The organism is Sphingopyxis sp. OAS728, from assembly GCF_014873485.1.
GTDB lineage: Bacteria > Pseudomonadota > Alphaproteobacteria > Sphingomonadales > Sphingomonadaceae > Sphingopyxis.
Window position 1 is genome coordinate 4037107 of sequence record NZ_JADBDT010000001.1, and the last position, 25497, is coordinate 4062603.

Sequence of the window (25497 nt, forward strand, 5' to 3'; positions counted from 1 at the left end):
ATGTCGCACACGACCATCATGCTGCTCGCGGGGCTTGCCCTGCTGATCTTGCTGCGCCTGACGATCAAGGATGCGGCGCGCGCGACGCGGCTGTTCCTCATCCTTTGGCTGCTCGTCGCGATCGGCAATCTGCTCGTCGGCGTGCTGCACGCCGGATACGGCTGGGCCGAGGAAGCGGGGATTGGGCTGGTCGTATTTGGCGTACCTGCGGCGATCGCGCTGCTCGCCCGCCGCTTCTGGCGTTAGTTTTCGGGATTTAGCAGGCAACCGGTGGCGCCCGCATAGCGTGCGCTCCGCGAGGCGAGCAGCGGCACGCTGCCGGTCACGGTCTTGGTCGCGGGATCTTCGCTCAGCGAGATCATCTCCATGCCCGGCACGAAATCGCTCTGACAGCTGTCGAGGCTGCGCCCCTCGACGTAGCGGCACGAACAGCCGACGCGCGCGGCATAGGCCGAACCCAGTTCGGCCTGCGCCTTGAACGACGGGAATTTCCAGATCGCAAAGATCGCCAGCAGCACGGCGAGAATGATCGCCCACGGCAGGCAGCCGCCCCAGCGGCTCGGCTTTTTCTGCGGTGCTGCGGGGTCCGCGGGCGGTGGCCCGGAGGCTGGTACTGGGGCCGGTATAGGGGCCGGCGTCTCGCCCGTTGTCGGCCCGGTCGGATTGATGTTATTCACTTTATCCATGATCACGAAAAAACGGCTGCTGGCAAGTGCCGCCCTCGCGATGCTCGGCATCTGGTCGCTGAGTCAGGCGGCGGGGCAGGGGGTTCGCGCCCCTGCGGCGCCCGCGCCGAAACTCGGCGCGTCGCTCGACGGCGTCGCCGCGGTCGAGACGCTGCAGCCGCTGCCCGCGCTCCCCGCCGCGATCCGTGCGCGCGCCGACGCGCTGTTCACCGACGTTGACGACGTCGGCCAGACGCGCGCGCTCGTTGTGCTGCGGGATGGCGAGCCGATATACGAACGCTACGCCGCGGGCTTCGGCCCCGAAACCAAGCTGATCAGCTGGTCGATGGCGAAAAGCATCACCGCGGTGCTCACCGGCTTTCTCGTCGCCGACGGCCAATTGTCGCTCGACGGGCCCGCACCCGTGGAGGCGTGGCAACGCAGCGGCGATCCGCGCGGCGCGATCACGCTGCGCAATCTGCTCCATATGTCCTCGGGGCTCGAACATATCGAAAATGGCGACCCGATATGGCAGGGCGATACCGTCGCGATGCTGTTCGGGAACGGCGCGGGCGACATGGCGGGCTTTGCCGAAGCCAAACCTGCTGCGGCGCAGCCCGATGAGGTTTTCAACTACAGTTCGGCGACCAGTGTCATCCTGTCCGACATCATCGCCGACACGCTGACCCCGTCGCAAAACCCCGATGCCCGCCGCGACGCGATGCGCGACTTCATCGGCGGACGGCTGATCGAGCCGCTCGGCATGACCAGCCTGACCCCCGAGTTCGATGCGAAGGGTACGATGATCGGCGGGTCGATCATGCACGCGACCGCGCGCGACTATGCGAAGTTCGGCGAATTTCTCCGCAACCATGGCGTCGTGAACGGCCAGCGGCTCCTCCCTGAAACCTGGATGAAATTCATGCTGGCCCCGTCGGCGAACGACGCGGGTCACGGCGGGCACATCTGGCTGAACCGCCGACGGCCCGCAGGTGTCACCCCTGCGCTATGGCCCGACCGCGGCCCGAACGATCTGTTCGCCTGCATCGGCCATCAGGGGCAATATATTATCGTCTCGCCGTCGCAGCGGCTGACGATTGTGCGGCTCGGCGTCACCAACGACGACCAGTTTCCCGCGCTCCGCCGGCACCTCGCCGATCTCACGGCGGCTTTATAGCAGGAAATCCCCGACCAGCGTCGTGACGCAGGTTCCGGTCAGCTCGACCATGTCGCCATCGATCCGGCAGCCGACATGTCCGCCGCGCTCGCTTGCCTGATAGGCGGCGAAACGGTCGCGCCCCAGCCGCACGGTCCAATAGGGCGTCAGCACGCTGTGTGCCGATCCGGTCACCGGATCCTCGTCGATCCCGGCGCCGGGGGCAAAGGCGCGGCTGACGACATCGGCGTCCGAGGGATCGCCGGCGCCCGGCGCGGTAGCGATATACAGGATGTCGCCGCCTTCTTTCAGCGCGCGCAGATCGGGCGTCAGCGCGCGGACGCTCGCGGCGTCGCGATAGGCGATCAGCGCATAGCCGCCCTCATGCCACATTGTCTCGACCGGATCGCCGCCGAGCGCGCGGACAATGTCGGGCATCGCCTTCGGCGCGGGGGTGTAAGCGGGCAGCTTCATGCGATAGCCGCCGTCATCGCCATTGCGCGCCACCGTCAGCCGTCCGGCCTTGCGCGTGCGGAAATGCATGTCGTTCCGCCACTGCGCCGCCGACAGCAGCACATGCCCGCTCGCCAGCGTCGCATGGCCACATAGCGCGACTTCGGTCGTCGGCGTGAACCAGCGCAGTTCATAATCGGCCTCGTCGCTCTCGTCGGGGACCAGAAAGGCGGTTTCGGCGAGATTATTCTCCGCCGCGATCGCCAGCAGCGTCGCATCGTCGAGCCATTCCTCGAGCGGCATCACCGCCGCGGGATTGCCGGTGAACGGCCGGTCGGCAAAGGCATCGACCTGCGTAATCGGAATGCGGCGTGCGGCGCTCATGGATACAGCAATCCTTTCGTCCAACCGGTGCCGGCGCGCCGGAATATCGTGCGCTCGTGCAGGCGGTGCGCCCGGTCCTGCCAGAACTCGATCGCCGAAGGATTAACGCGCCAGCCCGACCAGCGCGGCGGACGCGGCACGTCCTGTTCCGCGAAGCGTGCCTGCATTTCGTCGAAGCGCTGCTCGAAGGTTTCGCGGCTGTCGAGCGGCTGCGACTGGTCGCTCGCCCATGCGCCCAGCTGGCTGTCGCGGCTGCGCGTCGCGAAATAGGCATCGGCGGTGGCGTCGTCGACCGGGATCACCGCGCCCTCGATACGAATCTGCCGCCGCAGCGATTTCCAGTGAAAGAGCAAAGCGACATGCGGGTTCGCCGCGAGCTCGCCGCCCTTGCGGCTGTCGAGATTCGTATAGAAGACAAAGCCGTCGGGCCCATGTCCCTTGAGTAGGACCATACGCAGCGACGGATGGCCGTCGGGCGTCGTCGTTGCGAGCGCCATCGCATTGGCGTCGTTGGGCTCGCTGGCGCGCGCTTCGGTGAACCAGCTGTCGAACAGGGCAAAGGGATCGTCGCTCATCCGCGCGGTCATAATGCGGCGTGCGTGCATGGTCGAGCGCGATCGTGAGGGAACTTGACCTGCAGCGGCACATTACCACATCGACGCGCAATCGGGCTTCACGCCCAGTCACTTATCGGGCTACAGGAGCAAAATGGCCGATCCCTATTCCACCCTGGGCGTTGCGAAGAGTGCAAGCGAAGCGGAAATCAAGTCCGCGTACCGCAAGCTCGCCAAGGAATTGCACCCCGACAAGAACAAGGACAACCCGAAGGCGTCGGAGAAATTTTCCGATGTCACCAAGGCGTACGACCTCTTGTCGGACAAGAAAAAGCGCGCGCAATATGACCGCGGCGAGATCGACGGCGAAGGCAATCCCGCAATGCCCTTTGGCTATGGCGGAGGCGGCGGCGGGTTCCGCGGCGACCCGCGCGGGCAGGGCGGTTTCGGGGGCTTCGGCAACGAGAGCGCCGATTTCGGCGATATCTTCGAAGGCCTGTTCGGCGGCCGCGGCGGGGGCGGTGGTGGGCCTTTCGGCGGGTTTGGCGGACGTAGTGCGCCGCCGCAAAAGGGCGCCAATGTCGCCTATCGCCTGTCGGTCAGCTTCATCGACGCCGCAACGCAGGCGCCGCAGCGCATCGCGCTCGCCGATGGCGCGACGATCGACCTCAAACTGCCCGCCGGGGTCGAAACCGGCACGCAGATGCGGCTTGCGGGCAAGGGGCAGGCGGGTCCGGGCGGCACCGGCGACGGCATCGTGACGATCACGGTCAAGGACCATCCCTTTTACGTCCGCGAGGGCGCCAATATCCGTCTCGACCTGCCGGTGAAGCTGAACGAGGCGGTCAAGGGCGCGAAGATCAAGGTGCCGACCGTCGACGGGCCGGTGATGTTGTCGATTCCCGCCGGATCCTCCTCGGGCAAGGTCATGCGTCTCAAGGGCAAGGGCTTCAGCCAGAAGAGCGGCGGCCGCGGCGACCAGCTCGTTCGCCTGATGGTCGACCTGCCCGCCGACGACGAGGCGCTGGTCAAATTGCTCAGCGAATGGAACGATCCGCGCGATGTGCGGGCGGAGCTCGGCGTATGATGCGTGGCTGACGCCAGCGAAAAGAAAATCGTCGCCGCGCTTGAGCGCGAAGTGGCCGAAGAGGTGGGCCAGGAATTTCTGGCTGAAGGCCACTCGCCGCATTCGCCGGAGGCGCGCGCCGAACGCGCCAAGCGGGTCAAGCTGCGCGCGCGCGCCGAGGGCGTGATCGCGCGTGGGCGCGAGCAACTCGCGCCCGGCACGCGCGCGTACAAGATTTTGCGCCGCGTCGTCGTCGGCACCTACACCGACGGCTTCATCCATGCCGGCAATCTCGCCTATCTCGCGCTGATCGCGCTCTTTCCCTTCTTCATCCTGCTCGCCGCCGCCTTGTCGATCTTCGGCGGCAGCGTGGGCGGCGAAGCGGCGATCGAGGCCGTCTTCTCCACGATGCCGCCAACAGTCGCCAAGGCGCTGTCCGGCCCGATCCGCGAAGTCATGACCGCGCGCACCGGCATTTTCCTCTGGCTTGGCGCGCTCGTCGCGCTGTGGACCGTCGGAAGCCTGATCGAAACCGTGCGCGATATCCTTCGCCGCGCCTATGGCACGCATTTTTCCAAGGGTTTCTTCCACTACCGGCTGCTGTCGATAGGCATCATCACCGGTGCGGTCGTGCTGATGCTGCTGTCGTTCAGTATGCAGGTTCTGATCGTCGGCGTGGAGCAGTTCGTCACGCGTGTACTGCCCGAGCGATATCAATCCTTCGGTATCGTCCTGATCTCGCGCGGCGTGTCGGGCTTCGGCTTGTTCCTCGCGATTTACATGCTTTTTTATAGCCTTACGCCGTCGAAATATCGGCGCAAACAATTCCCCAAATGGCCCGGCGCGCTGTTCACGACGGTCTGGTGGATCGGCGTCACCCTCGCGCTGCCGCCCTTGCTCGCCAGCCTGCTCAGCTACGACGCAACCTACGGCAGCCTTGCGGGTGTGATGGTCGCGCTCTTCTTTTTCTATCTCGTCGGATTGGGTATGGTGATGGGCGCCGAACTCAATGCCGCTTTGGTAGAGGTTGAGGATTTGGGCCACGACGCTATTGGGCGCGTCGACGATGTGATTATTGAAAAGACCGGAGACAAAAAATGACGGGTCTGATGACTGGCAAGCGCGGGCTGATTATGGGCCTCGCGAACGACAAGTCGCTCGCCTGGGGTATCGCGAAAGCGCTCCACGCGCACGGCGCCGAGCTGGCGATCTCCTATCAGGGCGACGTGATGCTGAAGCGCGTCAAGCCGCTCGCCGACGAGCTTGGCTGCGATTTCCTGATCGATTGCGACGTGTCCGACATGGACAATCTTGACGCGGCGTTCGCGACGCTCTCGTCGCGCTGGCCGACGATCGACTTCGTCGTCCATGCGATCGGCTATACGAACAAGGAAGCGCTGCGCGGCCATTATGCCGACGTCACGCTCGACGACTTTCTGATGACGATGAACATCAGCGTCTACAGCTTCACTGCGGTGGCCAAGCGCGCCGCGGCGATGATGACGCCCTTCGACCCCGAAACGGGCAAGGGTGGCGGCTCGCTGCTCACCCTCAGCTATTATGGCGCCGAAAAGGTGATCCCGCATTACAATATCATGGGCGTGGCGAAATCGGCGCTCGAAACCAGCGTCAAATATCTCGCCAACGATTATGGCCCGCAGGGCGTGCGCGTAAACGCGATTTCGGCCGGTCCGATCAAGACGCTGGCCGCGTCAGGCATTGGTGACTTCCGCCTGATCCTCAAATGGAACGAGCATAACGCGCCGCTGCGCCGCAACGTCACGATCGACGATGTCGGCGGCTCGGCGCTTTACCTGCTCAGCGACCTGTCGAGCGGCGTCACCGGCGAAACGCACCATGTCGATGCGGGTTACCACACCGTCGGCATGAAGCAGGAAGACGCCCCGGACATCTCGCTTGTCTGACGAAATCGGCATCCGCGCCGCGACGGCTGCGGATGCCGAGGCTGTCGACACGATCATCCGCGCCGCCTTCGCGGGCACCGAATTCGGCCATCAGGGCGAAGCCGAATTGGTGCGGATGATCGACGCGGACGGCGATACGCTGGTGTCGCTCGTCGCCGAACAGGGCGGCGCGATCGTCGGGCATGTCCTGTTCAGCCGCATGGAGGTAGAAGCCGATGGCGCCGTGCTTTCGGGTGCCGGCCTCGCCCCGGTGTCAGTCGTGCCCGGCAGCCAAGGGCAGGGCATCGGCGACGCGCTGATCCGCGCCGGGCTCGATGCGCTTCGTGTCCAAGGCGTCGCGATCAGTTTCGTCCTCGGTCACGAAAGTTATTACCCGCGCTTCGGTTATTCGCCCGAACTCGCCGCGCGTTTCGCCTCACCCTTCGCCGGGCCGCATTTCATGGCGATGATGCTGGACTCGGACGCGGCTTGGCCGCTAGGCGGACGGGCGGACTACGCACCCGCATTCGGCCGGATGGGATAGGGCAATGAGTTTCAACAGCTTCGGACGCGTTCTTCGCTTCACGACGTGGGGGGAAAGCCATGGTCCCGCGCTCGGCGCTGTCGTCGATGGCTGCCCGCCGCGCCTCTCGCTGTCCGAAGCCGATATCCAGCCCTTTCTCGACAAGCGCCGCCCCGGCCAGTCGCGCCACACGACGCAGCGGCAGGAACCCGACCAGGTGCGCATCCTCTCGGGGACGTTCGAGGGCAAGACCACAGGCACGCCGATCAGCCTGATGATCGAGAATGTCGACCAGCGCTCGAAAGATTATGGCGAGATCGCGCAGGCGTACCGCCCCGGCCACGCCGATTATGCCTATGACGCAAAATATGGCATCCGCGACTATCGCGGCGGCGGCCGCTCGAGCGCGCGCGAGACCGCGGCGCGCGTCGCCGCGGGCGGCGTCGCGCGGCTGGTGATTCCCGAGGTGCAGATCCACGCGTGGGTCGCCGAAATCGGCGGCGATGCGATCGATCCCGCAAATTTCGACCTCGAGGAAATCGACCGCAATCCCTTCTTCTGTCCCGACCCCGCCGCCGCGCAGCGCTGGGAAGGACTGATGGACGCCGCGCGCAAGTCGGGCAGCTCTTTGGGCGCCGTCATCGAATGCGCCGCGAGCGGCGTTCCCGCCGGCTGGGGCGCGCCGATCTATGCCAAGCTCGACAGCGATCTCGCCGCCGCGATGATGGGGATCAACGCCGTCAAGGGCGTCGAAATCGGCGCCGGTTTCCACGCGGCGCGTCTGCGCGGTGAGGAAAATGCCGACCCGATGCGCCCCGCGACCGACGGCAGCAATCGCCCCGATTTCCTGTCGAACAACGCCGGCGGCATCGCGGGCGGCATCTCGACCGGCCAGCCCGTCGTCGTCCGCGTCGCCTTCAAGCCGACCAGCTCGATCCTGACCCCCGTGCCGACGGTGAACAAGGCCGGCGAGGCGACCGATATCGTCACCAAGGGCCGTCACGACCCGTGCGTCGGCATCCGCGGCGCGCCGGTGGTCGAGGCGATGATGGCGCTGGTTCTGGCTGACCACAAACTGCTGCACCGCGCGCAGAACGGCTGACATGGTCGACGCGATACGGACGTTTATCGAAACCCATCAGGCCGTCCTGTCGCTGATCATTCTCGCCGCGATGTTCGTCGGCTTCCTGCTGGAGCGGTTGCCCGCGACGGTTATCGCGATCCTCGGCGCCTGTACTTACCTCGCCCTCGGCATCCTAGATGCCGAGGGCATGTATTCGGTCTTTTCCAACTCGGCGCCGATCGTCATCGGCGCAATGTTCGTGCTGTCGGGCGCGCTGATCCGCACGGGGGTGATCCAGCGCGTTGCCGATGCGATCATGAAGCGCGCGGAAAAGCATCCGCGCCTTGCTATCGTCGAGGTACTCGTCGGCGCGCTCTTCGCCTCGGCCTTCCTCAACAACACGCCCGTCGTCGTCGTGCTGCTGCCGATCATGATGAAGCTCGCCGAAGTTACGGGAGTCAGTGCGAAAAAGCTGCTGATGCCGCTGTCGATCGCGGCGGTGCTCGGCGGCACGCTGACCTTGATCGGCACCTCAACCAATCTCGTCGTCGACGGCATCGTGCGGCAAGCTGGAATGGAACGCTTCGGCATTTTCGAGATCACACCCATCGGCCTCGTCACGGCTGCGTCGGGGATGGTCGGGCTCGCGTTGATGTGGTGGCTGCTGCCGTCGGACAAACCGGTCAAAGGCCCGGCAGGCACGCATGACGCGCATCAATATCTGACCGAGCTGGTACTCGGCGACGACGACGATCTGGTCGGAATGACCACCGAGGCGTTCCGCGACCTGCCGCGTTCGGGCCGCATCGTCGGCGTGCGGCGCGGTTCCGCGGTGGTTCACGGCGGCGATCTCGAGCATTGGACGCTTGCCGCAGGCGACCGCGTGATCCTGCGCGTCGATGGCGCGACGCTGATGACGTGGCGCGAGCAGGGGCGCTTCGGTCTCGGCATCGGCAGCGGCGAGCCGGCCGAGGGTGATATGGTCGTCGAAACGATGATCGCATCGAACCACCCCGCGATCGGCCAGCGGCTGATCGATATTCCGTTTCTGCAAAAGATCCGCGCGCGCATCATCGGGCTCGACCGCCCGGCGCACGAACCCGGCCCCGATCTTGCCAGCGTCCGCATCCGCCCTGCCGACCGCCTGCTCGTCGCGGGCGGCCCGCGCGAGGTCGAAGCGCTGCGCGACAATCCGCACCTGATCGGCGCGGATCTCGCCAAGGTGCGCGCCTTTCGCCGGGGCAAGGCGTGGATCGCAATCCTCTGCATGGTCGCGGTCGTGACGCTCGCGGCGTTCGATATCATGTCGATCGGCGTCGCCGCGATCATCGCGATCGGGGTGATCCTCGTCACGCGCTGCATCGACAGCGAGGAAGCATGGGGAACGATCGACGGCGACGTGCTGATCCTGATCTTCGCGATGCTCGCGGTCGGCCTCGCGCTCGAACAGAGCGGCGCGGTCGCGATGATGGTCGGCTGGGTCGAACCGTCGCTCGTGGGTCAGCCGGCGTGGGTGCTGATCTTCGGCATCTATTTCTTCGCGCTCATCCTTTCCGAATTGCTCAGCAATAATGCGGTCGCGGCGTTGATGACGCCGGTGACACTGGCCATCGCGGCCGAGCTTGGCGTCGATCCGCGCCCGCTGGTGATTGCGCTGATGATCGGTGCTTCCGCCTGTTTCGCAACGCCGATCGGATATCAGACGAATACGATCGTCTATGCCGCGGGCGACTATCGCTTCGTCGATTTTGTGAAGATCGGTGTGCCGCTCAATATCATCACGGGCGTTTCGACCTGTTTTGCGATCGTCTTCTTCATGACGTGACGCCGCGATAGGCCCGCCAGCGATTGCCCGCGGCGCATCACCCTGTTACCTCCGCCCGCATAACGATCCGCCCAGGGCGGGACAGGGAGCAATTTATGGGCCACCGCCTGACTTTATATATTCTGATCGGGATGATCCTCGGGGTCATCACCGGCTATCTGGTGCGGGTCTATGTCCCCGCCGACAGTGAGGCCTTCACTTATTGGCTGCGCAGCTTCAGCACGTTGTCGACGATCTTCCTCAACCTGATCAAGCTGGTCGTCGCGCCGCTGATTCTCGGCACGCTCGTCGCGGGCATCGCGCATATGGGCGACAGTTCGGCGCTGGGCCGCATCGGCACGCGGGCGATCACCTGGTTCATCCTCGCCAGCCTGATTTCGATCAGCCTCGGCCTGATCATGGTCAATTTCTTCGAACCCGGGGCGGGGCTCAACCTCACCGTCGGCGCGCATTCGATCGCCGAGGTGGGCGAGGTCAAGAAACTCGACCTGTTCGAGTTCATCGAGCATGTCTTCCCGAAGAATATCTTCCAGGCGATGGCGGACAACAACGTCCTCCAGATCCTCGTCTTCGCGCTGTTCGCGGGCGTCGGCCTGACGGCGATTGGCGACAAGGGCAAGCCGCTGGTTCGCGGCGCCGAGGCGCTCGCCGAACTGATGCTCCAGATCACCGGCTATGTGATGCGCCTCGCGCCGATCGCGGTGTTCGGCGCGCTCGCGGGCGTCGTCGCCAAATATGGCCTCGGCATCCTCGGCACTTATGCGGAGCTCGTCACCGAATTCTATCTGTCGCTCGTCGTGCTCTGGGTCATCCTGCTCGGCGCGGGCGCGATCTTCCTCGGCCGCCGGATCTTCTCGCTGATCCGCTATATCCGCCAGCCGCTGCTCATCGCTTTCTCGACCGCCTCGTCCGAGGCCGCGATGCCCAAGCTGTTCGAACAGCTCGACCGTTTCGGCGTGCCGCGCCGCATTTCGGGTTTCGTGCTGCCGCTGGGTTACAGCTTCAACCTCGACGGATCGATGATGTATGCGAGCTTCGCGACGCTCTTCATCGCGCAGGCCTACGGGATCGAGCTGTCGATTACGCAGCAGATCCTGATCCTGCTGACCCTGATGGTGTCGTCGAAGGGCATCGCCGCGGTGCCGCGCGCCAGCCTCGTCGTCATCACCGCGACGCTCGCGATGTTCGACCTGCCCGTCGAGGGCGTCGCGCTGATTTTCGCGATCGATCAGTTCCTCGACATGGGCCGCACCGCGACCAACGTCGTCGGCAATGCGGTGGCGACGAGCGTGATCACCAAATGGGAAGGCATGCTCGAAGCGCCCGAACCGGCCGACCTCGAGCGGCCGCATGCGCCATCGAACACGCCGCACCATGGAACCCGCGGGCTCGATATTCGTGATAGTGACGACGCAGGGGAGAATAAGCCAGCGGCCGACAACGCATAAAGCATGCGCTTCGGGCCGCCCACATCGGGGCGAGCAAGGAGCTCAACATGGCCGAAACGGCGGCAATCGATCGGGCGGCGCGCGATGAAGCGCGCGCCCGGCGGCTGCGCTGGCGGATGCTCGTCGGCTTTCTCGCGGGCCTCATCATCGGGCTTGGCGTCCATTACGGCGCGCCGGACGCGGCGTGGGTGGAGACGATCACCACCTATGTGACCGGGCCGCTCGGACAGATCTTCCTGCGCCTGCTGTTCATGCTCGTCATCCCGCTGCTCGTCTCCGCGCTGATCGTCGGGGTCGCCGAAATGGGCGAGATGCGCGCACTGAAATCGGTCGGCTTGCGCACGCTCATCTATACCGTTGTCGTCTCGGCGATTTCGGTCGTCATCAGCCTTGCCGTCGTCAACCTGCTCCAGCCCGGGGCCGGGGTCGATCCGGGCCTCGCGCGGTCGCTGATCGCCGAAAGCGCCGAGGGCGCGAAGGCAATCGCCGACCGCGCGGGCGAGGCGAAGACCGGCATGGACGCGGTCGTCGCAATCGTACCCGACAATCTGTTCGCCGCGATGGGGCAGAATGACGTGCTCGCGGTCATGTTTTTCGCGCTCTTCTTCGGCATCGGACTGATGCTCGTGCGTACCCCGCGGACCGAGGCGCTCCAAACCGCGATCGAGGGCGTGTTCGAGGTCGTGATGAAGCTCATCGGCCTCGTCATCCAGCTCGCGCCGATCGCGGTCTTCTGTTTCATGTTCAACCTTGCCGCGCAGTTCGGCTGGGACCTGATCATCCGCCTATCTGCCTATGTCGGTGTCGTGCTGCTCGCGCTCGCGCTCCAGATGTTCATTATCTTCCCGATCCTGCTCAAGACACTGGCGGGGAAGTCGCCGGTTGCCTTCTTTCACCAGACGCAGGAGGCTTTCGTGATGGCCTTTGCGACCGCTTCGTCGAACGCGACGCTGCCCACATCGCTGCGCGTCGCGCACGACCAGCTCCGCCTGCCCGACCGCGTCGCGCGCTTCGTGCTCACCATCGGCGCGACCGCGAACCAGAATGGCACCGCGATGTTCGAGGGCGTGACGGTGATCTTCCTCGCGCAATTTTTCGGCATCGACCTGACGCTGCAGCAGCAGATCGTCGTCATGCTCGTGTGCATATTGGGCGGTATCGGCACCGCTGGTGTGCCCGCGGGATCGCTCCCCGTGATCGCGCTGATCCTCGCGTCGGTCGGGGTGCCGCCCGAAGGCATCGGGCTGATCCTCGGCGTTGACCGCTTTCTCGACATGTGCCGCACGACATTGAACGTCGTCGGCGATCTGGTCGCCGCGACGGTGGTATCGGCGGGCGTCAAGGACAAGCCGCCGGCGCAGGCCGCGCCGCCGGCCTAGATATCAGTCGGGCCGCGCGTCGTTTCCACGGTCGCTTCGCGCACGCCCTGCCGGAGCAGGACGCGGTTCCGGCGCGCTCCGGACCTGCGGCGCGGGCGGGCGATAAGCGGGGGCTGGGCGTTCGGCGCGCGGCGCGCGATCGGGCATCGCCGAAGGGGCAGGGCGCTGACGCGGCGGACGGGCGCCTCCACGATCGCCACGCGGGGTCGAGAAGACATCGCCCGGCTCGGTTGCCGGCAGGTTGCGGACGGGGCGCGGGCGGCCCGCGGTGCCGTCCTGCTGCGTCGGCCGGGGGCGACCGGGGCCCCAGTTCGGGCGTCCGGGGCGATCGGGATTGCCTGTCACCGGCGGCGTACCGCTGGCACCATCGCCCGGCCGGTCCGGCCGACCCGGACGCGTGCCGCGCGGGCCGTCATTGTCGCGATCGCCACGGTGCCAGCCACCGGGGCGGCCCGGCCGGCCGTCGCCCGGCCGACCGTCGTGGTCGCCATTCCAGCCGGGCCGGCCGGGTTTCCCGTCGCGCCCGCCATGATGCTTCCACCACGCGCGCCGCCCGCCCCAATAATTCAGATATTGGCCGCGCAGCGGGTAGCGGTTGCGGTAATTATCGAACATCCACATCCCGTAACCGGGGTAATAATAATCGTCGTACCAGCCGCCGCCGAAACCGATATTGACGAAACCGCTGCCATAATCGGCGCCATCGTAGCAGTCGTAGCCATAGCCGTCGTCATAGGCATAGCCGTCGCTGTCGTAATAGGCATCGCCATAGCGCGACGAACAATCGCCCCCCGACGCATAGCTCGATCCATAGACGTCGCCATAATAGCAACCGCCGAGCATCGTCGTCGCGAAGGCGCCGAATGCGATGGAGAGGGGGCGCTTCAAACTTTTCGCCATGGGCTTTGTCCTTTGAGGTCCAACGGTTGCGACCCGTCACCTTGGCCGCTGGATTGCCCGAGTCGAGTTGAATTTGCGGTGAATGCTGTCCCGCGCGCGGAAAGGCGTTACTTGCATCGATGTCAGTAGTTGGTTAGCTTGGCGTCGGAACATGATGGACGAGGATCGACCGATGAACGCGCCGACGAATATCCAGCCAATGAACAGCCAATGGTCCGAAAAGCGTTTCGGTCCGGACACGCGACACTGGCTGCCGCGCAATTCGAATAGCGCGATCGATCATATCCCCGGCGAGGACGGCATGCCGATCCTCGGCAACACGCTTGAACAGCTCGGCGACTATCCCGCCTTCACGCGCCGCATGGTCGCCAAATATGGCCGCGTCTATCGCAACAACAGCTTCGGCGGGCGCAGCGTCGCGCTCCACGGGCCCGAGGCGAACGAACTCGTCATGTTCGACCGCGAAAAGATCTTCTCATCCGAACAGGGCTGGGGACCGGTGCTCAACCTGCTCTTCCCGCGCGGGCTGATGCTGATGGATTTCGAAAAGCACCGCGCCGACCGCAAGATATTGTCGGTCGCGTTCAAGCCCGAACCGATGCGCCATTATGCCGAATCGCTGAATGAGGGGATCAAGGGCCGCATCGGCAAGTGGAGCGGCAAGACCTTCAAATTCTATCCGGCGATCAAGGAGCTGACGCTCGACCTCGCCGCAACGAGCTTCCTTGGCATCCCGTGGGGTCCCGAGGCGGACAAGGTCAACAAGGCGTTCGTCGATATGGTGCAGGCGTCGATCGGCGTCGTGCGCGTGCCCTTGCCCTTCACCGCGATGGGCCGCGGCGCCAAGGGCCGTGCCTATCTGGTCGACTATTTCGGCAAGATGGTACCCGAACGGCGTGAGGGTACGGGCGAGGACATGTTCAGTCAGATCTGCCGGACGAAAGACGACGACGGCAAATATATGTCGGTCGAGGCGATCGTCGACCATATGAACTTCCTGATGATGGCGGCGCACGACACGATCACCAGCTCGATCACGACGCTCGTTTGGGAACTGGCGCGCAATCCCGAATGGCAGGACAAATTGCGCGAGGAAATGCTTGCCGTCGCGCCGGCGGGCGAGGGGGTCGGGCACAACAGCCTCGGCCAGCTCGAAATGACCGAATGGGCGTTCAAGGAAGCGCTGCGGCTGGTGCCGCCGGTGCCGAGCTTCCCGCGCCGCGCATTGAAGGATTTCGAATATGGCGGCTACCGGATCCCCGCAGGGACGTCGGTCGGCGTCAGCCCCGCCTATACGCATATGATGGCCGAACATTGGCCCGAGCCCGATAAGTTCGACCCGATGCGCTTTTCGCCCGAGGTCGCGCGCGAGCGGCACAAATATGCATGGGTGCCCTTCGGAGGCGGCGCGCATATGTGCCTCGGCCTGCACTTCGCTTACATGCAGGCGAAGATATTTTTCCACCACGTCATCACGACGCACCGCATCGTCGTCGCTGACGACTATGCGCCGGAGTGGCAGGTGCTGCCGATCCCGCGGCCGAAGGACGGGCTGACGGTCAGCTTCGTGCCGCTGTAATCTGAATTTATGCGCGCCGCTTGTCCGGGCGGCGCGGCGACCTATCTCCTGTCTTCAAGGGGATAGGGGGCAAAGATGATTTTCGCGCTGTTTCTCGCTGGTCTGATCGCCGTCATGCTGTTCGCACCCGACACCGATATCGCGCGCTGGCTCCATCGCGCGACGGTCGAGGAGCCGCTTGACCGGCTCGCGCGGCTCGAACGCAAACATATCCTCTTCCTCATCGTGGGGCTGTTCGCCATCCATGCTTATGCTGCGGTACTGCCGGCAGAGCTTGCGATCGCGCTGGCCTGGGACATGACCGCCTATGTCGACGCGATGATCGCGACATGGGCGCTGTCGACCTTCGCGCGCCTCAATTCGATGAAAGCATGGGCCGCGGTCCGGATGGCGGCACTGCTCGCGCCGTTCAGGCGCCTCCGCATGCGCGCGCGGCGAAGCCGCCCGGCCCGGCCCGAGGCGCGTCAGCCCGCCGCCAACGACGACGACCCATGGCCGGTCCCGATGGCGGCCTGAGGGCAAAAAATACCCTGTTGATAGCGTTCCCATGCGGCTATGCTGCGCCAAAATGACTGGGTCGCATTAAAGTCTAGCGGCCTCGGCGTGGGAGGGCGAATTGGCATCACATATGGTCGATGAACTGATGCGCGCGATCGGCGACGTCATCGGGGCGCACGGTCCGGCGGTGAACGCGGCGCAAAGCTATGCGCCGAGCGATTACAGCATTCATTTCTTCCTGCAGATCGCCGTCATCCTGCTCGTCTGCCGCGTCGTCGGTTGGCTGGCACACCGCTTCATGGGGCAGCCGCAGGTGGTCGGCGAGATGATCGCGGGCGTCGTGCTCGGCCCCTCGCTCTTCGGCCTCTTCTTTCCCGAATTCCAGGCGGCGCTCTTCCCGAAAGAAACGCGCAATATCCTTTATGTCGGCGCGCAGTTCGGTGTCGGGCTCTACATGTTTCTTGTCGGCACGACGCTGCGTCTCGACCATTTCCAGTCGAAGGCGAAAAGTGCGGTCGGGGTGTCGGCGGCGGGGATCGTCGCGCCCTTCCTTCTCGCTGCGGCGATCACGCCCTTCCTCCTCGACATCCCCGGCCTGTTTACCGAGGGGCTGGGGCAGGGCAGCGCAACCCTGTTCATGGGCGCGTGCATCGCGCTCACCGCCTTCCCGATGCTGGCGCGCATCATCAACGAACGCGGCCTTGCCAACACGTCGCTCGGTACGCTGACCCTGACCGCAGGGGCGTTCGACGATGCCGTGTCATGGTGCGTACTCGCGATCGTGCTCGCGACCTTTGGAGCCGGACCCGGCGTGGCGCTGCTCGCGATCGTCGGCGGCGTCGGCTTCGCGCTCTTCATGGTCTTCGTCGGGCGCAAACTGCTGATCCCGCTCGGCCGCGCGGTCGAGGCAAAGGGCGAACTGACCCACGGCCTGCTTGCCGTGGTGCTGATGCTCTATGCGATGGCGGCCTTTTTCATGGATGCGGTCGGCATCCACGCCGTGTTCGGCGGTTTCCTGCTCGGCGCGTGCATGCCGCGAGGCCTCTTGACCGAGGAGATCAGGAAAAAGATCGAGCCGATGACGGTCGTCTTCCTGCTGCCGATGTTCTTCACCTACTCGGGCCTCAATACGCAGCTGACGACCGTGAACAGCCTGTCGCTGCTCGCGATCGCGCTTGGCATCTTGCTCGTCTCGATCGCGGCGAAATTCGGCGCCTGCTGGCTCGCGGCGCGCCTCGCGGGCGAGGACAACCGCACGGCGATGGGCATTGGCGCGTTGATGAACGCGCGCGGGCTGATGGAACTCATCATCATCAACATCGGCCTGCAAAAGGGCATTATCGGGCCGACCCTGTTCGCGATCATGGTGCTGATGGCGATCGTCACGACTGTGATGGCGGGACCGCTGTTCGAGATCGTCTATGGCCGCAAGGCACGCGAGCGGGGCGAACTCGGCGCGCTGGGCACCGAGGGACCGGACGAAGCCCACACCAGCGAGCGATTGGCGGCGGGACCCGCCTGAAACGGGCGTAGCGCTTTCAAAGGGCGGTAAATTATGCTGTGCCGGGCGAGTGAAGACTCTCCGCCCCTATCTGATCTGGTTCGCCGTCGCGGTGCTGCTGACCCTCGGCGCGGTCCTCGGCATGCAGTGGGTGCGCGCGCATCCCGAGCATATCCCCGGCGCGCGCTTCGAACTCGCGCATCCCTGGGGTTGGGCGACGAACCGCAAGCTGGTTGCGCTGGCGAGCGACGACAGTGCCTGCTTCGCCGCCTTCGACCGCGCGGAAGCCGGCTATCTTCGCCGTCCGGCGATCGGCAGCGGTGCGTGCATCGCGAGCCAGCGGATGATCCTGACCGGCGACCGCCTGGTGCCGACGCTGCGCCCGGCGAATGTCGCGCCCAGCTGCGCGGTCACTGCCGCGATGGCCCTCTGGAACCGCGACGTTGTCCAGCCGCTCGCGCACAAATATTTCGGGCAAAAGGTCGTCGAACTTGAAAATCTCGGCAGCTATAATTGCCGCAAGATCGCGGGCGAGAAGGCGCAGAGCCAGCATTCGACCGCCAACGCGATCGACATCTCGGCCTTCGTCCTCGCCGACGGCACGCGCATCTCGCTGATCAACGACTGGACGCCGGGCGACAAGCGTAGCGAGTTTCTGCACGAAGTCCGCGACGAAAGCTGCGGCCTGTTCAGCACCATCCTGTCGCCCGACTATAACCGCGCACACGCCGACCATTTTCATGTCGACATGGCGGCGCGGACCGCGGGCTGGACCGTCTGCCGCTAACGACCGCCGAAGCGGGGGAAGAGCATTCCGACACGTCTCCGATAGCCGACATACGCCTCACCAAAGATGTCGATCAGGTCGCGCTCCTCGTACCGGATCGCGATCAGCATATAGATCGACAGGCCGACCGCGAGCAGCAGATGACCGACGGTCATCACCGGCGTTGCCCAAAAGGCGATGAAGAATCCCGAATAGAGCGGATGGCGGACGAACCTGTAGAAGAAGGGCTGGCGCAGCACCGGCGGTGCCGCCGCCCGCTCGCGCAGCGCGAACCACGCCTGCTGCAGCCCGAACAGCTCGAAATGATTGATCAGGAAGGTGCTGGTCAGCACGATCGCCCAGCCGCTGGCGAACAGAATCCAAAGGATCGCGGCACCCACCCCGTGGGTGATCGTCCACACCGGCGCGGTCAGCTGGTGCCAGAATGCCATCAATATGATCAGCGCGGCACTGGCGAACAGCACATAGGTGCTGCGCTCGATCGGCGCCGGAACGATGCGCGTCCAGCCTGCCTTGAACCCCGGCCGCGCCATCACGCTGTGCTGGATGCCGAACAGTGCGATTAGCGCGGCGTCGATCAGCGCGGCTTTGCCGGGCGAGGCCACGCGTGCAAAGTCGACCGTCACCGGGACGAGCGAGAAATTGCCGACAAAGGCGATCAGGTACAAAAAGGTCGCGAAAAAGATCGCATAAGCCACTGCGGCATAAAGCAAATAGAGCGCACGCATCACGACAGCCCCTGCTATTTCGGGGCGTTATAGCAGATTTTGCGCGGAAATGCGCGCCTAGACGGTGAAGCTCTCGCCGCAGCCGCACGCGCCCTTGGCGTTCGGATTTTCGAACACGAAGCCCGCGGCGAAATCATCCTCTACCCAGTCCATCGTGCTGCCGATCAGATACAGCACCGACGCGCCGTCGATGTAAAAGACACCGCCGGGGGTCTCGATCTTTTCGTCGAACTTCTGCTCTTCGGTGACATAGTCGACCGAGTAAGCGAGCCCCGAGCAACCGCGGCGCGGCGTCGACAGGCGCACGCCGATCGCGCCGTCGGGTGCCGAAGCCATCAGCTTCGCAATGCGCGCTTCGGCGCCGGCGGTGAGCGTCACTGCGGCTGGGCGCGCGCGGGCTTTCGTTTCGGTCATCACAGCATTCCCAGTTCGAGCCGCGCTTCGTCGCTCATATTCTGCGGCGACCACGGCGGATCCCAGACGAGGTTGACCTCGGCATCGCCGACGCCCGGAACCGCGCCGACGCGCAGTTCGACCTCGGCAGGCATCGACTCCGCGACCGGGCAATGCGGCGTCGTCAGCGTCATCGTCACCACGACATGGCCCTCGTCGATCTCGACATTGTAGATCAGGCCGAGGTCATAGATGTTGACCGGGATTTCGGGGTCGAAGATATCCTTCAGCGCATTGATCACGGCTTCGTACAGGTCGCCGCCGACCGCGCCGGGTGCGACCTCGGCGGGCTTGGCCGCGAGGAAACCTTCCAGATAATCGCGCTTGCGCTCCAGCTTTTCGGGCGCCGTCTCGACATCCTCGACGCGTGCCTTCGGCGGTGCCTCGACGCTCGTGACTTCTTCCACCTTGATCATGCGATCCTCGCTCATCCGAAAATCCTCTCGACGCGGGCGAGGCCATCGATCAGCGCCGCCACATCGTCGTCATTGCTGTAAACGCCAAAACTCGCGCGCGCGGTCGCGGCGACACCCAGATGCTCCATCAGCGGCTGTGCGCAATGATGCCCGGCGCGGATCGCGACCCCGCTTTCGTCCAAGATAGTGCCGATGTCGTGCGGATGAACCCCCGCCATCGAAAAACTCACGATTCCGGCGCTGTTTTCAGGGCCGTAGAGGGTGATGCTGTTCTTGCGGGCAAGCTGGTCGCGCAAGCTGGTTACCAATGCGACCTCGTGCACGTGGATTGCGTCGATGCCGATGCCCTCGACATAATCGACCGCCGCCGCGAGCCCGATCGCCTCGATAATCGCGGGCGTGCCCGCCTCGAAGCGCGTCGGGGCAGGGGCGTAGGTGGTCTTCGCAAAGGTCACGCGGTCGATCATCGATCCGCCACCCTGCCAGGGCGGCAAGCTGTCGAGCTTGTCGCTCCACAACACGCCGATCCCGGTCGGACCGTAAAGCTTGTGGCCCGAGAAGGCGTAATAGTCGCAGCCCAATGCCGCGACATCGACGGGAAGGCGCGGGACGGCCTGACAGCCGTCGATCAGCAACTCGGCGCCGACGCGGTGTGCGATCTCCGCCGCGCGCGCGACGTCGAGCGGGCTGCCGAGCACGTTCGAGACGTGGGCGAAGGCGACCATCGTGTGTTCGGCGGTCAGCAGCTTCTCCGCCGCATCGAGGTCGATGCAGCCGTCGGCGGTCAGCGGGCAGACGTCGACCTGCCAGCCCGCGAGCTGCCAGGGCACGATATTGCTGTGATGCTCGAGCGTCGAAAGCAGCACGCGGCCTTTCTTCGGATGCGAGTAGGCGACCAGGTTGATTGCCTCGGTCGCGCCGCGCACGAAGGTCACGTCATTCTCGCGCGCGCCGATAAACGCCGCGATCCGCCGCCGCGCCGCCTCGTAAGCGAGCGTCATGTCGGCCGACCGCGCATAGACGCCGCGGTGCACCGTTGCATAGTCGCGGCCCATCGCGTTCACCGTCGCGTCGATCACCGCCTGTGGCTTCTGCGCGGTCGCGGCGGTGTCGAGATAGTGCCAGCCGGGCGTCAAGCCGGGGAAGTCGGCGCGGACATCGGTGAAGGTGCGGAGGGCGGTCGCGGTGCTCACACCAATTCCCCCAGCTTCGCCAGCGCGAGCGCCTGCAGCTGTTCCTCGTCCTCGGCGCCATCGAACACGCCGGCAACGAACGCCTGCAGCATCAATTTCTTCGCCTCGGCGGGCGGCAGCCCGCGCGATTGAAGGTAGTAGAGCGCCATGGCGTCGAGTTCGCCGATCGCGCAGCCATGCGCACATTTCACATCGTCGGCGAAGATTTCGAGTTCGGGCTTGGCGTTGGCGGTCGCGCTGCGGTCGAGCAGCATCGCCTTTACATCCTGTTCGCTGTCGGTCTGCTGCGCGTCGCGCGCAACCGCGACCTTGCCGAGATAGGTGCCGGTCGCGGTGCCACCGAGCACCGACCGCACGACCTGCCGCGACGTCGCGCCGGGTTCGGCGTGGGTGACGGTGGTGACGATCTCGAGATTCTGTTCGCGACCGCCGATCTGCGCCGCGCCTAGGTTGAAGTCGGCGCCTTCGTGGAGCGTCACCGCCAGTTCGATGCGGCCATAGGCGCCGCCGATGTTGAGGATGTGCAGCGACGCCGTCGCGCCCTTGCCGATGCTCATCTCTATCTGCTGGATCGCCCCTGCGTCCTGCACGATCGCGCGGCGGAAGTCGCCGCCTGCGGGCACGACGATGCTCTCGGGCGCGGGCAGCGGCCACGCCGCGGTCACCGCGTCGATATCGCTATAGCGCCACGCTTCATCGCGCCGCGAGGGAAGGGCGGTCACGCTCAAGCCGCGATCTCCGCATAGCCTTCGCGTTCGAGTTCGAGCGCGAGTTCGGGGCCGCCCGACTTGACGATGCGGCCGGCCGCGAGGACGTGAACGAAATCGGGCTGCACATAGTCGAGCAGGCGCTGGTAATGGGTGATCAGCAGCACCGCCTTGTCCGGGCGCCGCATGATCGTATTGATCCCGTCGCCGACGACGCGCAGCGCGTCGATGTCCAGCCCTGAGTCCGTTTCGTCGAGGATTGCGAGCTTGGGATCGAGGATGCCCATCTGCACCATCTCGTTGCGCTTCTTCTCGCCGCCCGAAAAGCCGACGTTCACCGGGCGCTTGAGCATGTCCATGTCGAGCTTGAGCAACCCCGCCTTCTCGCGCGCGAGCTTCAAAAAGTCGCCGCCCGACAGCGGCTCTTCGCCGCGCGCCTTGCGCTGGGCGTTCAGGCTTTCGCGTAGGAACTGGACGTTCGACACGCCGGGAATTTCGACCGGATATTGGAAGCCGAGGAACAGGCCCGCGGCGGCGCGCTCGTGCGGGTCCATGTCGAGCAGATCCTGTCCGTCGAACGTCGCCGAACCCTCGGTGACCTCATAACCGGGCCGCCCGCCGAGGACATAGGACAAAGTCGATTTACCCGCGCCATTCGGCCCCATGATCGCATGGATTTCGCCCGCATTGATGCTGAGCGACAGCCCCTTCAGGATCGGCTTGTCGGCGACGGTGGCGTGGAGGTTTTCAATTTTGAGCATCATCGGTCCGTTCAATTCCCGGCGCGCTGCAGGCGGTCGGTACGTATCTTCTGCAATAATTTGATGAAGTTCGGCTTCTCCGCCGCATCGAGCTGCGACTTCAGGCCGCTGGCCTGATCAGCCGGATATTCCTTGTCGATTGCGCTGAAGAGCTGGGACTTCAGGTTCTTGCAGCCCTCCGTCGCCGCGGCAAAAATCGCATCGTCGGCCGCATCAGTCTTGGTCATGCGGACGGCGTAAGTCGTCATGCATCGGTCGTTGGCCTGCGCCAGCATCATCGCATTGGCCTGTGTGGGCTGCGCATGAACCGCCCCGGAGAGTAGTGTCGCGCCCAGAAAAAGGCCCATTGCCAAAATCCGGTTCATCCCACGCTCCCCTCAAGGCTGATCCCCAGCAATTTCTGCGCCTCGACCGCAAATTCCATCGGCAGCTGCTGCAGCACTTCCTTGGCAAAGCCGTTGACGATCAGCGCCACCGCCTCTTCCTGCCCCAGCCCGCGCTGCATCGCGTAGAAGAGCTGGTCGTCGCTGATCTTGCTCGTCGTCGCTTCATGTTCGACGGTCGCGCTCGGGTTGCGGACTTCGATATAGGGGACGGTGTGGGCGCCGCAGGTGCTGCCGAGAAGCAGGCTGTCGCACTGGGTGAAGTTGCGCACGCCCTCGGCATTCGGCGCCACGCGGACGATACCGCGATAGGTGTTGTTCGACTTGCCCGCGCTGATCCCCTTCGAAACGATGGTCGAGCGCGTGCGCTTGCCATTGTGGATCATCTTGGTGCCGGTGTCGGCCTGCTGATAATTGTTGGTCACCGCGACCGAATAAAATTCGCCGACGCTGTCGTCGCCGTTGAGCACGCAGCTCGGATATTTCCAGGTGATCGCAGAGCCGGTTTCGACCTGCGTCCACGACACCTTGCTGCGCTTGCCTTGGCAGAGCGCGCGCTTGGTCACGAAATTATAGATGCCGCCCAGCCCCTCGGCATTGCCGGGATACCAGTTCTGCACCGTCGAATATTTGATCTCGGCATCGTCGAGCGCGACCAGTTCGACCACCGCAGCGTGGAGCTGGTTCTCGTCGCGCATCGGTGCGGTGCAGCCTTCGAGGTAGCTGACATAGGCGCCCTTGTCGGCGATAATCAGCGTGCGCTCGAACTGCCCCGTATTCTCGGCATTGATGCGGAAATAGGTGCTGAGTTCCATCGGGCAGCGCACGCCCTCGGGCACATAGACGAAGGTGCCGTCGGAAAAGACCGCGCAGTTGAGCGTCGCGAAATAATTGTCGTGCATCGGCACGACCTTGCCGAGCCACTTCTTCACCAGCTCGGGATATTCGCGGATCGCTTCCGAAATCGACAGGAAGATTACGCCCGCGCGCTTCAATTCCTCGCGGAAGGTCGTCGCGACGCTGACGCTGTCGAACACCGCATCGACCGCGACCTTGCGTGCGCCCTCGACGCCGGCGAGCACCTTCTGCTCCTCGATCGGGATGCCGAGCTTTTTATAGACTTCGAGGATTTCGGGATCGACCTCGTCGAGCGACGACAGCTTCGGCTTCGCCTTGGGTGCCGCGTAATAGTATGCGTCCTGATAGTCGATCGGTGGCACGTTGAGCTTCGCCCAGTCGGGCGTCTCCATCGTCTGCCAGTGGCGGAACGCCTTCAGCCGCCAGTCGAGCATCCATTCGGGCTCGTTCTTCTTCGCGCTGATGAAGCGGACCGTATCCTCGGTCAGCCCCTTGGGCGCAAAGTCGGTCTCGATGGCCGAGGACCAGCCATGCTCATAATCGGCGACTTTCGCCGCGGCGTCGTGCGCAGCCTGGTCCTTGACGGGAAGTGCGGTGTTGTCGGTCATTACAAAATTCCGTTCGCCTCGAGCGAAGTCGAGAGGCCCATCGTTCGTGCGCTATTGCCGGGTGTCTCGACTTCGCTCGACACGAACGGGTTATTCTTCGGAGCGACGCTCAACGTCGCGAGGCTGATCTCGGCGAGCGCCCCGCGCACCGCGCCGTTTACGACGCCCCAGTGCGGCTGCACCTTGCAACGGCCCTCGAGCGAGCAATCATGGCGTCCTTCGGCGACGCAGGAGGTGAGCGCGATCGGCCCTTCGACCGCCTCTATGATATCGGCGACGCTGATCGCTGCCGCGGGACGCGCGAGCCGCACGCCGCCGCCGGTGCCGCGCGAGGCGACGAGCAGGCCAGCGCGTGCGAGCTGGCTCACCAGCTTCTGCGCGGTCGGCCCCGGGATACCCGTCTGCTCGGCGAGCATGCCGGCGTGAATCGGCACCGACCCGCACTGGCGGGCGGCGGCGCTCATCAGCACCACGGCATAGTCGGCAAGGTTGGACAGGCGCATTGTTCTTTTCCGTCGCAGTTGCGAACGATTCTTAACTGGAGTAAATTACTCCACTTACATAGGCGCGCCGTCCCGCGAGCGCAAGCAATCGCGGATATGCAGGACGATAGAAAAGTTGCGCAAAAAAAAGGCACCCATCGGGCCGAAGCCAAATGAGTGCCAAGATGAAGGTCTCAAGTCCTCGTCCGAGGATGAGCTCTTCTGGGTCGCAGGGACGGATTATGCCGACGCGATGATTCGCGATTGGACGAAAACGCCAAAACGACGGGACAGATAATTTTCGAAGGTTAACGGTCGCTCAGGTCTCGGAGACGAGCGGGCTCACCTTGCCGGCGAGCTGCTTGCGGCCCTTCGTCGTCGCTTCGGTATAGGTCGTCGGCTTGCCGAGCTGGCCGGGGGTCGCGCCGGCAAAGCGCTTGATCTCGCGGATCAGGTGCGACTGGTCATAGAATGCGTCGCCAAGCTGCGCGGCGTCGAGCCCTTCGCCGCGCGCCAGCGCCGATGCGGCGCGGACGGCGCGATATTTGCGCGCGAGCATGCGTGGCGACAGCCCGTAATAATGCTTCGTCATCCGTTCGACCGAACGGATCGACATGCCCGTCGCCTCGACCAGTTCGGGAACCTGCGGCGAGGGCGACGCGGTCAGCCAGCCGTCGACGGTGCGGATGAACCACATCGGCGGCTGCTCGTTGCGTGTCAGAACCTCGCGTGCGAAATTATTGCCGATGACCAGCTTTTCCTCGACCGTCGCGGCCTTTTCCAGCGCGGCCGCGACCTCGTCGATCCACGGTCCGAACAGGTCGGCCGCGTCCATCGCTCGATCGGTCAGCTTGTCGGCATCGTCGCCCATCAGCGCCGCCCAGCCCGCGGGCAGCATGCCGAATCCGAACAATTGCGTCGGGCAATTGCTGATCGCGCGGACGCGCGCGCTCGTCGGGCCGATGATGTTGGCGCGGCAGACGGTCGCGCGATGGCCGTCCTCGAAGACATATTCGCCATCGACGTTGGTAACGAAGCGGAACTGGGCGCGGTCGGCGCGCTCATATTCGTCGAAGCGCGGCAGGTTCAGTCGCGCGAAATAGAAACTCGACACCATTTCCGCCAGATCGGGATCGGGCGGGAAATAGTGTAGTTCGAACGGCGCGCTGCCGTCCACGCCCCCAGGCGAGGAAGAAACATCCGACATGAGACCCAGACCTTTG

General features: G+C 64.7%; 28 protein-coding genes. 14 read left to right on the forward strand and 14 right to left on the reverse strand.

Going from position 1 to position 25497, the window contains the following annotated elements; translation table 11 throughout:
• Nucleotides 1–246 carry a hypothetical protein gene (locus GGC65_RS19020; protein ID WP_192648594.1) on the forward strand — a complete coding sequence of 82 codons (246 nt, stop codon included), beginning with the start codon at nt 1–3 and terminating at the stop codon, nt 244–246.
• Here GGC65_RS19020 and GGC65_RS19025 read toward each other — a convergent pair.
• A complete protein-coding gene (locus GGC65_RS19025) occupies nt 243–686 on the reverse strand; it encodes a hypothetical protein (RefSeq protein WP_192648595.1) in 444 nt (147 codons plus the stop codon). The two genes, GGC65_RS19020 and GGC65_RS19025, sit on opposite strands and share 4 nt — an antisense overlap.
• Between GGC65_RS19025 and GGC65_RS19030 the strand changes: the two genes are divergently transcribed.
• Nucleotides 685–1842 (forward strand): serine hydrolase domain-containing protein, encoded by a 1158-nt coding sequence (locus GGC65_RS19030; protein WP_192648596.1) that lies wholly within the window; start codon nt 685–687, stop codon nt 1840–1842. The two genes, GGC65_RS19025 and GGC65_RS19030, sit on opposite strands and share 2 nt — an antisense overlap.
• On the opposite strand, the gene GGC65_RS19035 is transcribed toward GGC65_RS19030, so the two are convergent.
• Both GGC65_RS19035 and pdxH read right to left on the reverse strand, forming a co-directional pair.
• A complete protein-coding gene (locus GGC65_RS19035; RefSeq protein ID WP_192648597.1) occupies nt 1837–2658 on the reverse strand; it encodes a PhzF family phenazine biosynthesis protein in 822 nt (273 codons plus the stop codon). The genes GGC65_RS19030 and GGC65_RS19035 overlap by 6 nt on opposite strands.
• Entirely contained in the window at nt 2655–3233 is a 579-nt protein-coding gene (gene pdxH / locus GGC65_RS19040) for a pyridoxamine 5'-phosphate oxidase (protein WP_264081063.1), read from the reverse strand. Before pdxH ends, GGC65_RS19035 begins: the two co-directional genes overlap by 4 nt.
• 133 nt (nt 3234–3366) lie before the next feature.
• Between pdxH and GGC65_RS19045 the strand changes: the two genes are divergently transcribed.
• The 8 genes from GGC65_RS19045 (at nt 3367) to GGC65_RS19080 (ending at nt 12420) form a co-directional block, all read left to right on the forward strand.
• Nucleotides 3367–4299, forward strand: a complete 933-nt coding sequence (locus tag GGC65_RS19045) for a DnaJ C-terminal domain-containing protein (protein ID WP_192648599.1) — start codon at nt 3367–3369, stop codon at nt 4297–4299.
• A 3-nt stretch (nt 4300–4302) separates the two neighbouring features.
• The gene (locus GGC65_RS19050) at nt 4303–5379 is read left to right on the forward strand and encodes a YihY/virulence factor BrkB family protein (protein ID WP_192648600.1); all 1077 of its coding nucleotides are present in this window, start codon (nt 4303–4305) and stop codon (nt 5377–5379) included.
• Nucleotides 5376–6203, forward strand: a complete 828-nt coding sequence (gene fabI / locus GGC65_RS19055) for an enoyl-ACP reductase FabI (RefSeq protein WP_192648601.1) — start codon at nt 5376–5378, stop codon at nt 6201–6203. Before GGC65_RS19050 ends, fabI begins: the two co-directional genes overlap by 4 nt.
• Nucleotides 6196–6726 (forward strand): GNAT family N-acetyltransferase, encoded by a 531-nt coding sequence (locus GGC65_RS19060; protein WP_192648602.1) that lies wholly within the window; start codon nt 6196–6198, stop codon nt 6724–6726. Before fabI ends, GGC65_RS19060 begins: the two co-directional genes overlap by 8 nt.
• A gap of 4 nt (nt 6727–6730) precedes the next feature.
• Nucleotides 6731–7807 (forward strand): chorismate synthase, encoded by a 1077-nt coding sequence (gene aroC, locus GGC65_RS19065; RefSeq protein ID WP_192648603.1) that lies wholly within the window; start codon nt 6731–6733, stop codon nt 7805–7807.
• Nucleotide 7808: 1 nt separating this feature from the next.
• Nucleotides 7809–9593: an SLC13 family permease gene (locus GGC65_RS19070; protein WP_192648604.1), complete on the forward strand. Its 1785-nt coding sequence runs from the start codon at nt 7809–7811 to the stop codon at nt 9591–9593.
• Between the two features lie 95 nt (nt 9594–9688).
• A complete protein-coding gene (locus GGC65_RS19075) occupies nt 9689–11041 on the forward strand; it encodes a dicarboxylate/amino acid:cation symporter (RefSeq protein ID WP_192648605.1) in 1353 nt (450 codons plus the stop codon).
• Nucleotides 11042–11088: 47 nt separating this feature from the next.
• Nucleotides 11089–12420 (forward strand): dicarboxylate/amino acid:cation symporter, encoded by a 1332-nt coding sequence (locus GGC65_RS19080; protein WP_192648606.1) that lies wholly within the window; start codon nt 11089–11091, stop codon nt 12418–12420.
• A 3-nt stretch (nt 12421–12423) separates the two neighbouring features.
• Here the strand turns inward: GGC65_RS19080 and GGC65_RS19085 are convergent, their stop codons facing one another.
• On the reverse strand, nt 12424–13320 hold the full coding sequence (locus tag GGC65_RS19085; RefSeq protein ID WP_192648607.1) for a hypothetical protein: 897 nt from the start codon (nt 13318–13320) through the stop codon (nt 12424–12426).
• Between the two features lie 172 nt (nt 13321–13492).
• Between GGC65_RS19085 and GGC65_RS19090 the strand changes: the two genes are divergently transcribed.
• The 4 genes from GGC65_RS19090 (at nt 13493) to GGC65_RS19105 (ending at nt 17685) form a co-directional block, all read left to right on the forward strand.
• Nucleotides 13493–14899, forward strand: a complete 1407-nt coding sequence (locus GGC65_RS19090) for a cytochrome P450 (RefSeq protein ID WP_192648608.1) — start codon at nt 13493–13495, stop codon at nt 14897–14899.
• Nucleotides 14900–14974: 75 nt separating this feature from the next.
• Nucleotides 14975–15415, forward strand: a complete 441-nt coding sequence (locus GGC65_RS19095) for a hypothetical protein (RefSeq protein ID WP_192648609.1) — start codon at nt 14975–14977, stop codon at nt 15413–15415.
• Nucleotides 15416–15527: 112 nt separating this feature from the next.
• Complete coding sequence (locus GGC65_RS19100; protein WP_192649629.1) at nt 15528–16919, forward strand: cation:proton antiporter; 1392 nt, start codon at nt 15528–15530, stop codon at nt 16917–16919.
• A 49-nt stretch (nt 16920–16968) separates the two neighbouring features.
• Nucleotides 16969–17685: an extensin family protein gene (locus tag GGC65_RS19105; protein WP_318780194.1), complete on the forward strand. Its 717-nt coding sequence runs from the start codon at nt 16969–16971 to the stop codon at nt 17683–17685.
• Here the strand turns inward: GGC65_RS19105 and mddA are convergent.
• The 10 genes from mddA to GGC65_RS19155 all read right to left on the reverse strand — a co-directional run bounded on the left by mddA (nt 17682) and on the right by GGC65_RS19155 (nt 25481).
• On the reverse strand, nt 17682–18413 hold the full coding sequence (mddA, locus tag GGC65_RS19110) for a methanethiol S-methyltransferase (RefSeq protein ID WP_192648611.1): 732 nt from the start codon (nt 18411–18413) through the stop codon (nt 17682–17684). The genes GGC65_RS19105 and mddA overlap by 4 nt on opposite strands.
• Before the next feature lie 57 nt (nt 18414–18470).
• Nucleotides 18471–18827 (reverse strand): HesB/IscA family protein, encoded by a 357-nt coding sequence (locus tag GGC65_RS19115; protein WP_192648612.1) that lies wholly within the window; start codon nt 18825–18827, stop codon nt 18471–18473.
• Nucleotides 18827–19297 carry an SUF system Fe-S cluster assembly protein gene (locus tag GGC65_RS19120; RefSeq protein WP_192648613.1) on the reverse strand — a complete coding sequence of 157 codons (471 nt, stop codon included), beginning with the start codon at nt 19295–19297 and terminating at the stop codon, nt 18827–18829. The genes GGC65_RS19115 and GGC65_RS19120 overlap by 1 nt, the downstream gene beginning before the upstream one ends.
• Nucleotides 19294–20475, reverse strand: a complete 1182-nt coding sequence (locus GGC65_RS19125) for an aminotransferase class V-fold PLP-dependent enzyme (protein WP_192648614.1) — start codon at nt 20473–20475, stop codon at nt 19294–19296. The genes GGC65_RS19120 and GGC65_RS19125 overlap by 4 nt, the downstream gene beginning before the upstream one ends.
• On the reverse strand, nt 20472–21203 hold the full coding sequence (locus tag GGC65_RS19130; protein ID WP_192648615.1) for a SufD family Fe-S cluster assembly protein: 732 nt from the start codon (nt 21201–21203) through the stop codon (nt 20472–20474). Before GGC65_RS19130 ends, GGC65_RS19125 begins: the two co-directional genes overlap by 4 nt.
• Nucleotides 21200–21943 (reverse strand): Fe-S cluster assembly ATPase SufC, encoded by a 744-nt coding sequence (gene sufC / locus GGC65_RS19135; RefSeq protein ID WP_192649630.1) that lies wholly within the window; start codon nt 21941–21943, stop codon nt 21200–21202. Before sufC ends, GGC65_RS19130 begins: the two co-directional genes overlap by 4 nt.
• A gap of 11 nt (nt 21944–21954) precedes the next feature.
• The gene (locus GGC65_RS19140; RefSeq protein ID WP_192648616.1) at nt 21955–22308 is read right to left on the reverse strand and encodes a hypothetical protein; all 354 of its coding nucleotides are present in this window, start codon (nt 22306–22308) and stop codon (nt 21955–21957) included.
• Entirely contained in the window at nt 22305–23792 is a 1488-nt protein-coding gene (gene sufB, locus GGC65_RS19145; RefSeq protein WP_192648617.1) for a Fe-S cluster assembly protein SufB, read from the reverse strand. Before sufB ends, GGC65_RS19140 begins: the two co-directional genes overlap by 4 nt.
• Entirely contained in the window at nt 23792–24295 is a 504-nt protein-coding gene (locus tag GGC65_RS19150; RefSeq protein WP_225940912.1) for an SUF system Fe-S cluster assembly regulator, read from the reverse strand. The genes sufB and GGC65_RS19150 overlap by 1 nt, the downstream gene beginning before the upstream one ends.
• Before the next feature lie 298 nt (nt 24296–24593).
• Entirely contained in the window at nt 24594–25481 is an 888-nt protein-coding gene (locus tag GGC65_RS19155) for an AraC family transcriptional regulator (protein ID WP_192648618.1), read from the reverse strand.
• Between the last annotated feature and the right edge of the window lie 16 nt (nt 25482–25497).